Origin of the sequence: Serratia sp. AXJ-M (genome assembly GCF_046531865.1) — a bacterium.
In the GTDB taxonomy this organism is placed as follows: Bacteria; Pseudomonadota; Gammaproteobacteria; order Enterobacterales; family Enterobacteriaceae; genus Serratia; species Serratia liquefaciens.
In genome coordinates, this window is sequence record NZ_CP059394.1 from 91222 (window position 1) to 104129 (window position 12908).

Below are 12908 nucleotides of genomic sequence, written 5' to 3' on the forward strand. Positions count from 1 at the left end.
ATTTCAATGATTTTTCAGACAGACATTACCTTCATGAATACGGCAGTCAGTACCGCTGCCGCCTGGTTATCTAATTCACGGAGGTCGATGTGTCAGACAGTACCCTTATCGGGAAAATTCCTGAGGTCACGAAACAATCCCTATCCCGTCTCCCCGGCGTTCTGTCGGATGAGCTGGTCGAACGTCTGCTCCAGTGTGTTCACTACGAACCTGTGATTGGCATCATGGGAAAGTCGGGAGCGGGTAAATCCAGCCTATGTAATACGCTTTTTACGTCCCCTCCCGCTAATGTGGATGCGGTAAAGGGGTGTACCCGTCGTGCTCAGCAGTACAAAACCTCTGATGGTCTGCATGTTCTCAACATTATTGATTTCCCAGGAATCGGTGAAACGCCCACGCTTGATAAGATGTATGCCCGCTTGTACCAACATAGGCTGAATAAGCTGGACCTGATTGTCTGGGTACTGAAAGCTGACGATCGTGCTTGGAATGACGATATCCGGTGTTACCGGCAGTTGGTTTCCCAAGGGGGAGATCCCACCCGGTTTCTGTTCGTCCTCAGCCAGGCTGATAAAATAGAGCCTTGCCGAGAATGGGATACTGCAACTCACCAACCTTCTCTGCGACAGCAGCAGAACCTACAGGAGAAAGTGACTCAGGTGAATACCGTATTTTCTCCCATTCATCCTGTTTTGGCGGTTTCTGCTTCTGAAGGCTTCAACATATCTCAGTGGGTCGAAACCCTCATCACCGCTTTACCCGACAAAGCCAGCAGTGGGGTCACCCGTCAGCTTGATCCTGTGTATCGGACGGAGAAGGTGACCACCACGGCACAGGAGGGCTTTGCCCGTGTTGTGGGTGAAATCTTTGACAACAGCGTGGAGGCCCTGCTGGAGTCTCATACACTCAGAGCCTGGTTAACACGGATCCGTTATCGATTGATCTCTCTGGCCAAATTGCTTTGGCATCGCTTCTTTTAACGTATGCCGAGAAACCTGCGTTGTGTTCGATCTGTTTCGCCGATCGAATATAGATTTGCTATAGTTTTTGGCTATTAAATAAAGTTTAATGATCGTTTTTAACGATAGATTTCAACGATCGGTTTCGGTTTATTGATCTTCACTAACGATTATCCCTCCTCTTTACATCCCGATACGATCCCCTCGCGGGGGAGGTCGTTCAATCCCACTGTTTTCTAATTGATTATTAATAAAGGAATATTTCTCTATGTTGAAACCTTATCCGTTTCTCAAACAGGACACCTACGCCTGGTGTTTATCCATTGGCCTTCCTGTTATCTGGGGTCTCTCCGCTATCTTCCTCCCACAGAAAGTTGCGCTGGGTCTTTATATGCTTTGCTCCCTGGTCTGGGTGCTACTCGACCGATTGAGCCTGATGAAACAGGAGAAAATGGCCCCTTCACTGGGATGGTTCCTGCTACCGATGGTTTACCTGCGGCAACGTGACGAGCGTCAGGGGAAACCCTGGCGCTTGTTACAGGTATGGCTGATTTGCACCGTATTGTCAGCCGTGGCCGGTAATCATTTTAAAACGCAATCAGGTACCGAACGGCTGGCGCAAAGCGCTTGCCCGGTGGTCACTAAAATCCTGCAGCGTCAGGGCATAGAGGAGCACTGTATCCGTATCACAGATATCAAGGAGGAGGTGGCAGGGCGTTTTTATCAGGCTCAGGCTTTGCTGAATACCGGCTTAAAAGAACCGCTGACGATAGAAGTACGCTCAGGCGGGAATATTTACGTCACGCTAACGGAGCAGGAATAAGTGATTTTTATCAAGGAGATGATGAACATGAAAAAAATGATAATGATGTTTACCCTGCTGGTCAGCGCTCTGTTGAGCCAGGCCGCATGCGCAGCGGCTTATGATCCCAAGCCGATAGAATACCGGAATGTGGTGGCTGACAGCGTACAGGTTGAGCATGACCGTATTATGGATGGCGTTGATGAATTTATCATCACGGGGAAGAAGGGAAAGGTTACTGAGAAATTCAGGCTCACCTGCAACGCCGATGAAGCACGTCTGGGCATCATGTATTACCTGAAAGATATCTATGGCGATAAGGCCGTGGGGGCAACGGGAATGACTCTGCAGTATTACCCGGCCGGGGCCCATCAAATGAACATCAGTATCGATCATCCCGATACGTTGATGGACAGCCTTCTGACGGCTAATTTGGCACAGGCGGTTTCTGCCATGCAGAAGCGTAAGGAAGGGACCTTTGTTTTTCACTTCTACCACAACGACAGCAGCTTCGATCATGTCCCTCTGGCGTACAGCTTCCAATACCCGGCGAAATTGTTGACACCCGCTCTGGGCAAGGCATTGGTTAATGCCAAGACCACATCATGCGACATCAAATCAGGTGATAGTCAGCTATCACCACTCAAGCGTCTTGTTGATCATCTCTAGCTGATCGATTACCGCTATCAGTTTGCTACTGACTTAGAGCCCTGTCGCCGATCGCGACGGGGTTTTTGGTTTTTAGGCGCTGAGATGACCTATTTCAAATCGTCTCCTGCGCTACCGCTCAATGAACCCTGAATGCAGTGACATCATGCCTATGAACGACTGAAAACAACGGAATAACCTCATGAACTTAACCTTATCCCCGGCAGTCACTGAACTGCCATTAAGTACACAACGTACTATCAAACGCGCCCTGTTCTTGCTGGAGACCCATTTGCGTGAACCGGGAGCCTCATTCACTTCACCTGGTACCGTCAGCGATTGGCTTCGATTGCGCATGGCTAGGCTGGAGCGCGAAGTGTTTATGGTGCTCTGGCTGGACAATCAACACAGGCTATTGGCCCACGAAACGTTGTTCACCGGCAGTATCAACAGCACTGAAGTACACCCTCGTGAAATCGTGAAAGCGGCACTGAAGCACAATGCTGCTGCGGTACTTCTCGCGCATTGCCATCCTTCCGGCCACGCTGAGCCCAGTGTTGCCGATCGGCAAATCACCGGCAGGATTAAAGATGCGCTGGCACTGGTTGAGGTCAGGGTACTGGATCACTGTATTGTCGGCGGCATGTCGGTGTATTCATTTGCTGAACACGGCTTGTTATAGGGGGCGATACGATGCCATCAATCATTGCCCCGGCCTGGGGACTCAAACGCAACGTCACTCCGCAGTTTGGCGCCCGCCTGGTACAAGAAGGCGGGCGACTGCACTTCCTGGCTGACCGTGCCGATATCAGCGGTACCTTCAGCGACGAGCAGCTGCGTGATGTAGATAACGCCTTTCCGCAGTTCATCAACCATTTGGAACTGATGCTGCTTTCTGGTGAGCTCAATCCCCGTTATCAGCATTGCGCCACGTTGTATTGCAATGGCTTGACCTGTGAAGCCGATAGTCTGGGATCGCACGGTTATGTGTATCTCGCTATTTATCCTACGCCCTCATCAACGGCATAAATCTTCGCCTTTTATATCTATCGATTTTTCCCTTTCATATAGCTAACTACGAGATAACTAACATGCAGACCTTACCTGTCACCCCGAAACGGGCGGCTTACGCTTGCCCATCACCCGTTGTTGTCTGGCAATCCATGCTCACGTATCTGCTGGAGCAGCATTACGGCTTGGCGCTTAACGATACCGAGTTCAGTGATGACACCGTTATCCATGAACACATTGACGCCGGGATCTCTCTGGCTGATGCGCTGAATTTCACAGTGGAAAAGTTTGGTCTGGTTCGCACCGATCGCCGGGGGTTCTCCTGTCAGGAACAATCCCCCTTTATCACGGCTATCGATATTCTCCGTGCCCGTCGAGCTACCGGCCTGATGACCCGTATGGGTTACCAGACCATCACCTCAGTTATCCGGGGAAAAAAGCAGGCATGAGCCTGTTCGGATTACTGCGCGTATGCTGATTACTCGCCTACCCAGATTGGCTGATTTTTTTGGGGCAAGCTCACATTCGATAGGTAATAAAGCAATTAGCCATCTAAGTTTTGCGAAACGCTTTCCACACTATCTTTCCTGAACTTTATCCCCTTTTTATCTGTTGCATAATACGTCTAACCGATTTGGTAGGCGTGTTTGCTTTTATGTAAGGACTACGATGATGCAAACTGAAACCGAAGTAATAGTTGAACATAGCGAGGTGATTTGCTCGACCAGCGTAGCGCGAATCGTTGCTGGCCGCGATAGCGCTCTGAAACAGATAGAACAGCTGATCCATCAGCTCAGTGACATTTCTTCACTCACTTCTTCAATTGGTGGGGGGACTGCTGGAGAGTGGGCGATGAGGCAAGGGAGTCGCTATGACAGCTGGTTAATGGAAGTGCCAGACAAAGCTATAAAGTTGATCACCCGAAATATCGATCGCAGTATCTGGCGTGATCTGATGATGAAATCTGGCATGCTGGCTCTCATGGATGCTGAAGCTCGCGAACAGTGGTATAAAAATTTGGAAGAGGGCGACCTACCAGCCATCAATGAAGACAATATCCTCAGCACTTTTGAACAGCTACATCTGAATAAACAGGATGTATTTGAGCGCGGTGTTATCAATGTTTTCAGGGGACTATCATGGGAATATAAAACAAACATTCCCTGTATGTTCGGCAAAAAAATCATTGTTAACAATCTGGTAACGCATAACCGTTGGGGCTTCAGCTTAAGTTGGGGCTGGCGGCGGGACCAGTTAGTTGATTTGGAGCGAATGTTGTATCTGTTGGATGGTAAGCCCGTTCCTGACAATCGTGGGGATATCTCTGTGCGGTTAATGGAGTATATCCGGGATAACCCACGTCAGCAGAGTTACGAGGATGAGCTGTTTGGTATCCGCTATTTTCAGAAAGGTACCGCACATGTGATTTTCAAACGCTTGGATCTGGTGGAGAAAATGAACGATATCGTGGCGAAGCACTATCCAGGGATGTTAGCTCGAGAAGAGTGTGCCCTCTATTCATTTTGAGCAATAAGTGAGCCTGTTTACCGGATCAAAAATGGAGTAAAATCTGCAAGATCCATGAGTCATTTATTGCCTGTTTTTCATACAAAAATAAGCAAGCCAAAGCATTTGGGGGTGCTTATGGGGGTTAATTAATTATCCATTTCAAATAACTCCTTTTATATCATATTAATAAGTCTCTTATGCGACTCCTGTGATCTCCAGCGTAAACCCCTTCGGAGCAGCCAATGACCTTCTGCCGCGATGGCTTTATCCCCACGGTAACCGACTTCTCATTGCAGGATGCGTTCACGCCTGTGCTGACAGCGTTGGTCGCAGGCTTGCCGAGCCATTTCCCCGACTTGATCCACTGTATTTATCTCTATGGCAGTGTGGCACGCGGGCAAGCGACACCGGGGGAGTCCGATTTGGATATCACCTTGTTGCTGAGTCGGCGGGCTACTGACGCTGAATTGGCGCTTATTGAGCAATGGCGTGAGGATTTCCAGCAACATCAGACGATAGTCAGTAAGGTGGATTTTGATATTGGCACCCTCGATGAAGCGCTAAATCCCGCCAATCGCTATAGCTGGGGCTATTGGTTGAAACACCATTGCCGCTGTCTTTGGGGAAATGACGTAAGCAACGCATTGCCACTGTTCCGGCCAGATCGTCGCATTGCGCGGGCGGTAAATGCCGATCTGCGCACCGTGCTGGAAGATTATGGTGTGAAAATCTCGGGCGGGTCTCGGGTTGCTGAGCTGCAACGACTCAAACGCGAAGCGGCCAGAAAGCTGATCAGAGCAACTAATATGCTGCGTGATCCTGATAGCCTGTTTTGGCCGATAGCGCTTGATGATTATGCCGAGCAATTATTAGCGCGGCATCCTGATAAGGCTACAGAAATAGATTATCTGCTGGCACATGCTATCAATAATGCTAATGACGCTGAGTCTACCGAGCGAATGATGGACTTTCTTTGTTGGCTTGAACGTCAGCAATAAAGCCGCCCCGAAGTGGCGGCTTATAACTTAAGGCTTAGGCGTACTGGGTTAACTTCCAGGTAGCCGCCTTATTATTGTAGGGCGGCATGGTATTACCTTTCGCGATGGGGGCGGTGGTTGATGGTGTGCCCACGACCTTCCAAACGCCGCTTTCCGGGCATTTTTGCCCTGTTGAAGCAGTAGTACCAAGGGGGGATCTGGTCATCATGATCTTTCCTTAATCAGTGCGGCGCTACCCTAGCACCGCTAATAAAGATATTTACAGGTTCCTGTAGATATTCAATCCCATAAGTGAAATACAAGACATTAGTTTGATATTAGTGAATGCTGGAGTTGATTTTTTAAATTTAAAGATATTTAGCCATTGTTTGTTTCGATATATAAATAATTTATATCATTTCCATTGCACTATTTTATTTATATATATGTTGATGAGTAATCTTAATTGATTATTATTAAATGGTTGGGGTGTTTATAAAATAGTCCAATATATAATAAATTAAAATAGCGCAGTGGACTCGGCTCAAAGACGTTATCTCTGGCGAACACCATTCTTTGCACTGACGCTAGATCGTCTAGTCAAACAGGGGCTGGTCAACAGCGTCAGCGCAGATGAATTTGAAAGGATAAATTAGCAGTGTTAAAGTAAGGATCCCGGTCAGCAGTGATTTTTCGTATACCCTGTCTGACCGGAAATTTTTCCCTGGTGTTGGCTGTGTTGGCTACCTGACCGCAAAGGTCAGGTTTTTTTTCCAGTGCCTAACGAGACTCATTATATGTTGCGGTTCCAAATCCGTAAGTTGTACTTAAGTCCCATCTATACCTAAACTTAAGTTCAGGTTCGATCACCAAAGGGAAAGTCTGACCGCCACGGAGCCTGTATGTTTTCTGCCTTCAATGAAAATCGAACAATAACGGAAACCCTTCGGGATCATATCGATAGGAAGTTGTTACCATTCGGTAGCCCGGAATATGCCTACCTCGCTCTCAGAAAGAACAATCCATCAGATTCACTTATTATTTCAAGCTATCCGGGTGAGTGGCTGGATCTCTATCGAACCAATAATTTCCAACTCACTGACCCGGTAGTATTGATTGCGTCTAAACGCACTTCACCCTTTGTATGGGACGAGAATATTACTCTGATGATAGATAAGATATTTTCTCTCTCTAAACGGTACAATATTGTTAATGGATTGACCTTTGTGTTGCATGACCATCTGAACAATCTGGCGCTATTATCTGTCGTTATAGGCAGTCGCGTACAAGGGGAATTGGAAAAACGTATCTCATCCGATCTCGGGACTATGCAGATGTTACTGATCGATATTAATGAGCAGATGTATCGTCTAGCCGGATCGGCAATTCCCGGCATGCAGAAAAATAATATGAACACACAGAAGCCTATTTTCACCCCACGAGAAAAGGAAGTGCTGTATTGGGCGAGTATGGGTAAAACCTATGGGGAAATTGCTGCTATTTCAGGTATTTCCGTGAGCACGGTGAAATTTCATATGGGTAATACAGTGGTTAAATTGGGCGTCAGTAACGCTCGCCAAGCCATCCGGCGGGGCGTTGAGCTGGAACTTATTACGCCGGTGGCGACATCGGGCAGATAAAACGAAAGTCCGGTGGTGAAGCCTTCAGCCCTCTTTCTGGGTCAGCAGAAGACTGCATGGCATTACCCCGCGAAAGGACAGCTCTCCGCCAACTGAGTCAACCCCTCACGTTCTTGTCGGAACGAAACCTTGCCCTGATCCAGCGTGACCACAAAAATGCTGTCGAAGTCGCTGCCTGGCCATTCGGGCACCAAACTGGCGTCGCCGCCGCGCGCGGCAACGATGTTCTTCACTGCCTTATCGAGATTCTTGTGCTCCCAGGCAATGAAGATGCGCGAGTTTTGGTACTTATCGCTGAGCAGCTCCTGCTGCAGCCCGGCGATGTCATCGGCGTGGAATTGAATGCCGATCGGCAGTCCGACACGTACCGCGGTGGGCATAATGGTCGACAGCGCTCGCAGCGAACTGCCGGTCTTATTCTCTTTGGGCCCGGCGGCAAAGATAAAATCAGGTTTGCCATAGCGGTCCAGTAGCACGTCCGGCAGTGCCAGCGCGCGATTGAGCCCTTTACAGGTTAACTGCCCGCTGTCGTTGGCGGGTTTCTCCCCGTGCCGCACGAAGATCAGCGTTTCCTGTGCCAGTGCGCTTTGGCTGAGCAGCAGCAACGCCGCTAAACCGCCCAGGATTTTGTTGCCGATTTTGTTAAACATCCTCAACCCTTATGTAATGGCCTGCTGATTTCTGAGCGCTTTTCGTCACGTTACTCGCTATCATAACTGGCGTGACAACAAGGCATGCCGCGCTGATGCGGTGCCTCTGGGATAATTAAATACTGACCTAAGGAAGGATTTACAATGAAAAACATTTTCTTTTTTGATGCGATGCTGACGCCGAAAATCATCACCGGCGTGTACTGGCTGTGCCTGCTGGGCATCATTGTTGGCGGGATTGGGTCGATGTTCTACGGTGAGTTCTTCCGCGGCCTGTTTGCGATCATTATCGGCGGCGTGTTCACCCGCGTTTGCTTCGAAATGATCATCATTGCGTTTAAAAATAATGAGTACCTGCGCAAGATTGCCGAAAAGCCTTAATTAAGTAGTAAACGCCGGGCCATGCCCGGCGTTTTGTTATTCCCCCAGCGTTATCACCAGCCGTTCCCTCATTAATTCAATAAAATTCTCCGGCACGGTTCTCGCCGTTGGCGAGCGTAGCGCCTGGCTCCAGACCGACTCCGGGAAATGTGAGTCGTCGAGGTAGCGCGGGATGATATGCCAATGCAAATGGGGCAGTGCGGTGCCCAGGCTGGCGATATTGATCTTCGCCGGCGTCAGCAATTGCCGTAGTTGCGCTTCAACCTGAGCGACCACGGTCATGATGCTGTTGCGCTGATCGTCACGCAAATCGCTCAGTTCGGCGATATGCTCATGCCAGACCACCCGACACCAGCCGGGGAAAGGGCTGTCGGCAATGAAAATGGCCCGGCACAGCGGGTTTTTCCACAGCAGGATTTCATTGGTTGGATGGCAGTAAACGCAGGATTCATTGTTCATTTTTATTCTCCCGCCGCGGTTTTGGGCGCAGCGAAGCTCCCGCCGCGCATTAGCGCAGCATGGATTCAGTATGGAAGAGAGCGGAGCCGTAGCCCCGCAGGAGGTTACGTGTTAATGACCGACTGGCGGCGCACCAGGCTAGGCGCGAATAAAAATTCCTCCACCGGCAATTCAGGGTTTTCCAGCCGACCAATCAGCCGATCGACAATTTTCACCGCCATCTCGCGCAGCGGCGGCGCCACTGAGCTAAGCGCCGGGTTAAACAGCTCGGACAGGAACATGTTATCGATGCCGACAACTGAAATATCCTCGGGCACCCGCACACCAAGCCGCTGGAAGGCAGAAATCATGCCGATGGCCAACATGTCGTTCAGCGCTACAATGCCGTCCGGCCGGGGGGCACTCTGGCAAATTTGTTCGGCCAGCGTCTTGCCTAACTCGGCCATTTCAGCATCGCCGTAGGCGAACTGCGCCTTGCCTTCGATCACCCAGGCCGGCAGCCCTGCGTTTTCCAGTGCCTGCCGGTAACCGGCAATTTTGTTGGCGCGGCTGCTGGTCATGCCGGAAGCGGTAGCGAAGGCGATACGGCGGCAGCCTTGGGCGATCAGATGCTGTGCCGCCATGCTGCCGGCGGCGCAATTATCCATCGACACGCTGTCGATCGGCAGCGCCGCCTCGCCAGTGGCGGCCAGGGTGCGCTCGTCGTAGTTAATCATCACCAGGCCGCGTTTCAGGGCATCGCGAAAATGGGGGCGATCGTAAAACGTGGAGGCCACCACCACGCCGCGAATGCCTAACGCCAGCAGATCGTCGAGAAAACGGATCTCTTCTTCCTGTTGGCGATGGGTATCGCCCAGCAACACCTGATAACCATAGTTTTGCTTGGCCGCCAGCTCAATTTCGCGCACCAGCGCAGCGAAGCTGGGGTTGACGATGGACGGTACCAGCAGGCCCAGCATTTTGACCTGCCCGGTTTTAAGCTGCTGCGCGGCGCGGTTTGGCTGGTATTGCAGCGCCGCCATCGCCTGTTCAATACGGGCCAGCGTATCCTTGCGCATCTGATCGACTCGGCCGTTCAGCACGTTGGATACCGTACTGACCGACACCCCGGCATGACGTGCCACATCACGTATATTCGCCATCACATTCCCGTTTTGCATTAACCCATTACCCCGACTTTATCACGCGGCCGAAAGTGAGTCACAGACCCTTAGGGCGCGAGTTGACCGCCGTTGACGTCGATAATTTGCCCGGTGATATATCCGCTACAGTTATGCGAGGCCAGGAACAGGTAGGTGGGCGCCACCTCTTCGCTGCGGCCAAAGCGGCCCATCGGAATGGAAGCGCGCATTTTACCCAGCACTTCGTCGCTCTTGCCGTGATGGAAAGCGGTATCGATGCTGCCTGGCGACACGATATTGAAACGGATATTGTCCTGGGTGAACTCCTTCACCCAGTTGCGGTGGATATTGTGCAACCAGGCTTTGGCGCTGGCATACAGCCCGGCGCCGATCCCGCCGCCTTCGCGTGCAGCAATGGAGCCGGTGCTGATGACGCTGGCGGTCGTCCCATTCTCGCGAGCCGAAGCGCGCAGGTGAGGGATAGCGAATTTGGTCACCATCAGCGCCGAGCGGCAGTTCAAATCCATCACTCGATCAAAAAACTCGTCGTCTATCGCCTCCAGCCCGTTGCGACCGCCCAATCCACCGGCGTTGTTGATCAAAATATCGATGCCGCCAAAGCGGGCGACAAAGGCTTCTACCAATGCCTCGCAGCCGGCGGATCGAGACAGATCGGCCGAGAAGAATGCGCATTCACCGGGGAAGGTGGCGATCTCTGCCGGTGGCTCACTGCGCAGGCCGTTAATGCCGACCTTGGCGCCGTGCCGGGCGAACAGGGCGGCGGTCGCCAGCCCGATACCGGCGGTGGAACCGGTGATCAATACGCGTTTGTCGGTTAAATCAGAGAACATGGTGTGACTCCTTGCTTGAGAAAATCAGTAGCCCAGCCGCGTCGGCAACCAGGTGGAGAGCGCCGGGAACAGCGCAATAACGATGATGCCAAACAGCACGATCAGCAGGTATTTGGCCATAGGTTTAATCACGTCCTGCATCGGGACGCCGCAGATGGCGCAGGTGGTGTACAACCCCAGGCCGATCGGCGGGGAAAACAGGCCGAAACCCATCGCCAGAATCATCACAATGGCGTAGTGCAACGGGTTGAAGCCGAGCTGGGTGGCGATGGGTACCAGGATCGGCGCAAAGATAATCAGCGCCGGAGCGCCCTCCAGCACTGCGCCGAAAATAATCAGGATGACAATCGACAGCAGCAGGAACAGCCACGGACCGTAGTCTGCGCCGATGGCGACCAGCAGCTGTGCGCACTGTTGCGGGATCATTTCGATGGTCAGAGCGAAGGACAAACTGGTGGCGCAGGCGACGATAAACAGCAGCATGCCGGACAGCGCGGCGGTGTCGACAAACAGCTTCAGGGTAGCTTTCAGCGTCAGCTCACCAAAGGCCAACCGTCCGACCACGATGGCGTAGACTACTGCGAAGGCGGAGATCTCCGTGGAAGTGGCGATGCCGGCCACCACCCCCTTGCCGATCATCAAAATCATGACCAGACCGACGGCGGCGCCGATCAGCAGTTGGCGCGTCGGCATCCGTACCGGGTAGGCGTCATCGACGTTGATGCGTTTGCCGAATATCACGGCAGCAATCAGCAGCAATACCAGCAGGCACAGGGCGGGGATCAGCCCGGCGATAAACAGCGCGCCAATCGAAATGTTGGCGATAAAGCCCATTACGATCAGGTTTACACAGGGGGGAATGGTCTCCGCCATAATGGCTGAAGCGGCGAATACCCCGGCAGACTCTTCGGCAGGTTGGCGAGCCCGACGTACCGCCGGCATCAGTACGCCGCCGACCGTGGCGACGTCCGCCAGCTTGGAACCGGAAATGCCGGAGAAAAACGCCATCGACAAAATCGTCGTCATGTTCAGGCCGCCGCGATAGCGCCCCATGCCGCGCACGATCAGCTCAACCAGCCGTGACGACATGCCGTTGACTTCCATCACCGCGCCGGCCAACAGAAAGAACGGGATCGCCAGCAGCACGAAATGGTCGACGCCGGCGGTGACCTGTTGGGCAAAGAAGACGAACGGCAGCGACGGATCGCTGAGGAAAAACACCATCGCCGACATTCCGAGGGTAAAGGCGATCGGCACGCCGGAGATAATGCCAAGAATAAAGCAGGCCAGCATCAATGCGGCGGGCAGCGAGCTGAGCCCGGTGGCAGTATGCAAGCTAAGGTAGCCCGCGCCACCCAACAGCGCGACAACGGCGGCGCTGGTTAACACCACTTTCAGCGGCGCCTGGCAGGCCTGGTCGAGCGCGCTGACCAACATCACCGCGGCACCGATAAATACCGGCACCACGAAAATTGCCTGCGGCAGGCCGTGCTCGGTGGTCTGCGGCAGCGAAATGCCGACCAGGCTGAAGCTGGATACCGTCAGCCCCAATGCCACCAACACCAAAACCCAGCGGCTGGCATGCACCACATACGGCCGGGTGGCTTCCGGTAGCCAGCGCAGAAACAGATCGACACCAATGTGTCTGCCGCGCCCGGTGGAGGTGGCGACGCCGAAGAACACCAGCGTCACCATCAGCGCTCGCGCCACCTCTTCAGCCCATTCGATCGGGCTGTGCAGCGCGTAGCGCCAGACGACTGAAGCGAATACCACCACTACGTTCACCAGCAGTGCCAGTGCGCCGCCCCAGGCGGTAAAGCGGGTCAGGCCGCGGCTTAACTGCGTCAGAATAGCCACTTTTTTCACGCTCATTTCAAGGGTTACAGGAAGGGTCATAGCA

Annotated in this window: 15 protein-coding genes; 10 read left to right on the top strand and 5 right to left on the bottom strand. The window is 52.4% G+C overall.

Translation table 11 applies throughout. The annotated features are described in order from the left end of the window. Positions 1-89: 89 nt before the first annotated feature. The 9 genes from H0S68_RS00395 (at position 90) to H0S68_RS00435 (ending at position 7546) form a co-directional block, all read left to right on the top strand. Positions 90-980: a GTPase family protein gene (locus H0S68_RS00395; RefSeq protein ID WP_410529083.1), complete on the top strand. Its 891-nt coding sequence runs from the start codon at positions 90-92 to the stop codon at positions 978-980. Positions 981-1227: 247 nt separating this feature from the next. Beyond that, complete coding sequence (locus tag H0S68_RS00400; RefSeq protein WP_410529084.1) at positions 1228-1782, top strand: hypothetical protein; 555 nt, start codon at positions 1228-1230, stop codon at positions 1780-1782. A 27-nt stretch (positions 1783-1809) separates the two neighbouring features. After that, positions 1810-2430 carry a hypothetical protein gene (locus H0S68_RS00405; RefSeq protein WP_410529085.1) on the top strand — a complete coding sequence of 207 codons (621 nt, stop codon included), beginning with the start codon at positions 1810-1812 and terminating at the stop codon, positions 2428-2430. Between the two features lie 181 nt (positions 2431-2611). Beyond that, the gene (gene radC, locus H0S68_RS00410) at positions 2612-3091 is read left to right on the top strand and encodes a RadC family protein (protein ID WP_047729511.1); all 480 of its coding nucleotides are present in this window, start codon (positions 2612-2614) and stop codon (positions 3089-3091) included. An 11-nt stretch (positions 3092-3102) separates the two neighbouring features. After that, complete coding sequence (locus tag H0S68_RS00415; RefSeq protein WP_142109099.1) at positions 3103-3438, top strand: type IV toxin-antitoxin system YeeU family antitoxin; 336 nt, start codon at positions 3103-3105, stop codon at positions 3436-3438. A gap of 62 nt (positions 3439-3500) precedes the next feature. After that, on the top strand, positions 3501-3869 hold the full coding sequence (locus H0S68_RS00420) for a TA system toxin CbtA family protein (RefSeq protein ID WP_142109101.1): 369 nt from the start codon (positions 3501-3503) through the stop codon (positions 3867-3869). A 223-nt stretch (positions 3870-4092) separates the two neighbouring features. Continuing rightward, positions 4093-4947, top strand: a complete 855-nt coding sequence (locus H0S68_RS00425; RefSeq protein ID WP_043140857.1) for a DUF4942 domain-containing protein — start codon at positions 4093-4095, stop codon at positions 4945-4947. Between the two features lie 224 nt (positions 4948-5171). Further along, positions 5172-5927 carry a nucleotidyltransferase domain-containing protein gene (locus H0S68_RS00430; protein ID WP_115057931.1) on the top strand — a complete coding sequence of 252 codons (756 nt, stop codon included), beginning with the start codon at positions 5172-5174 and terminating at the stop codon, positions 5925-5927. A gap of 881 nt (positions 5928-6808) precedes the next feature. After that, positions 6809-7546, top strand: a complete 738-nt coding sequence (locus tag H0S68_RS00435) for a helix-turn-helix transcriptional regulator (protein ID WP_410529086.1) — start codon at positions 6809-6811, stop codon at positions 7544-7546. 62 nt (positions 7547-7608) lie between these two features. Here H0S68_RS00435 and H0S68_RS00440 read toward each other — a convergent pair whose 3' ends face one another. After that, positions 7609-8196, bottom strand: a complete 588-nt coding sequence (locus tag H0S68_RS00440) for a histidine phosphatase family protein (RefSeq protein ID WP_020824703.1) — start codon at positions 8194-8196, stop codon at positions 7609-7611. A 144-nt stretch (positions 8197-8340) separates the two neighbouring features. Here H0S68_RS00440 and H0S68_RS00445 point away from each other — a divergent pair, with 144 nt between their 5' ends. Then, positions 8341-8577 (top strand): DUF4282 domain-containing protein, encoded by a 237-nt coding sequence (locus H0S68_RS00445; RefSeq protein ID WP_020824704.1) that lies wholly within the window; start codon positions 8341-8343, stop codon positions 8575-8577. Between the two features lie 36 nt (positions 8578-8613). Here H0S68_RS00445 and H0S68_RS00450 read toward each other — a convergent pair whose 3' ends face one another. The 4 genes from H0S68_RS00450 to H0S68_RS00465 all read right to left on the bottom strand — a co-directional run bounded on the left by H0S68_RS00450 (position 8614) and on the right by H0S68_RS00465 (position 12904). Then, entirely contained in the window at positions 8614-9036 is a 423-nt protein-coding gene (locus H0S68_RS00450; RefSeq protein ID WP_410529087.1) for an HIT family protein, read from the bottom strand. Between the two features lie 104 nt (positions 9037-9140). Further along, complete coding sequence (locus H0S68_RS00455) at positions 9141-10178, bottom strand: LacI family DNA-binding transcriptional regulator (protein WP_187962106.1); 1038 nt, start codon at positions 10176-10178, stop codon at positions 9141-9143. A 68-nt stretch (positions 10179-10246) separates the two neighbouring features. Beyond that, the gene (locus H0S68_RS00460) at positions 10247-11008 is read right to left on the bottom strand and encodes an SDR family NAD(P)-dependent oxidoreductase (protein ID WP_020824707.1); all 762 of its coding nucleotides are present in this window, start codon (positions 11006-11008) and stop codon (positions 10247-10249) included. A gap of 24 nt (positions 11009-11032) precedes the next feature. Beyond that, the gene (locus tag H0S68_RS00465) at positions 11033-12904 is read right to left on the bottom strand and encodes a TRAP transporter large permease subunit (RefSeq protein ID WP_201895863.1); all 1872 of its coding nucleotides are present in this window, start codon (positions 12902-12904) and stop codon (positions 11033-11035) included. Positions 12905-12908: the final 4 nt, after the last annotated feature.

Excerpts from the sequence above, each read along its gene's own strand:
- H0S68_RS00435 (WP_410529086.1), top strand. The coding sequence starts at position 6,809 with ATGTTTTCTGCCTTCAATGAAAATCGAACAATAACGGAAACCCTTCGG.
- H0S68_RS00465 (WP_201895863.1), bottom strand. The coding sequence starts at position 12,904 with ATGACCCTTCCTGTAACCCTTGAAATGAGCGTGAAAAAAGTGGCTATT.
- H0S68_RS00445 (WP_020824704.1), top strand. The coding sequence starts at position 8,341 with ATGAAAAACATTTTCTTTTTTGATGCGATGCTGACGCCGAAAATCATC.
- H0S68_RS00460 (WP_020824707.1), bottom strand. The coding sequence starts at position 11,008 with ATGTTCTCTGATTTAACCGACAAACGCGTATTGATCACCGGTTCCACC.
- H0S68_RS00455 (WP_187962106.1), bottom strand. The coding sequence starts at position 10,178 with ATGGCGAATATACGTGATGTGGCACGTCATGCCGGGGTGTCGGTCAGT.
- H0S68_RS00420 (WP_142109101.1), top strand. The coding sequence starts at position 3,501 with ATGCAGACCTTACCTGTCACCCCGAAACGGGCGGCTTACGCTTGCCCA.
- radC (WP_047729511.1), top strand. The coding sequence starts at position 2,612 with ATGAACTTAACCTTATCCCCGGCAGTCACTGAACTGCCATTAAGTACA.
- H0S68_RS00405 (WP_410529085.1), top strand. The coding sequence starts at position 1,810 with ATGAAAAAAATGATAATGATGTTTACCCTGCTGGTCAGCGCTCTGTTG.
- H0S68_RS00415 (WP_142109099.1), top strand. The coding sequence starts at position 3,103 with ATGCCATCAATCATTGCCCCGGCCTGGGGACTCAAACGCAACGTCACT.
- H0S68_RS00430 (WP_115057931.1), top strand. The coding sequence starts at position 5,172 with ATGACCTTCTGCCGCGATGGCTTTATCCCCACGGTAACCGACTTCTCA.
- H0S68_RS00440 (WP_020824703.1), bottom strand. The coding sequence starts at position 8,196 with ATGTTTAACAAAATCGGCAACAAAATCCTGGGCGGTTTAGCGGCGTTG.
- H0S68_RS00450 (WP_410529087.1), bottom strand. The coding sequence starts at position 9,036 with ATGAACAATGAATCCTGCGTTTACTGCCATCCAACCAATGAAATCCTG.
- H0S68_RS00425 (WP_043140857.1), top strand. The coding sequence starts at position 4,093 with ATGCAAACTGAAACCGAAGTAATAGTTGAACATAGCGAGGTGATTTGC.
- H0S68_RS00400 (WP_410529084.1), top strand. The coding sequence starts at position 1,228 with ATGTTGAAACCTTATCCGTTTCTCAAACAGGACACCTACGCCTGGTGT.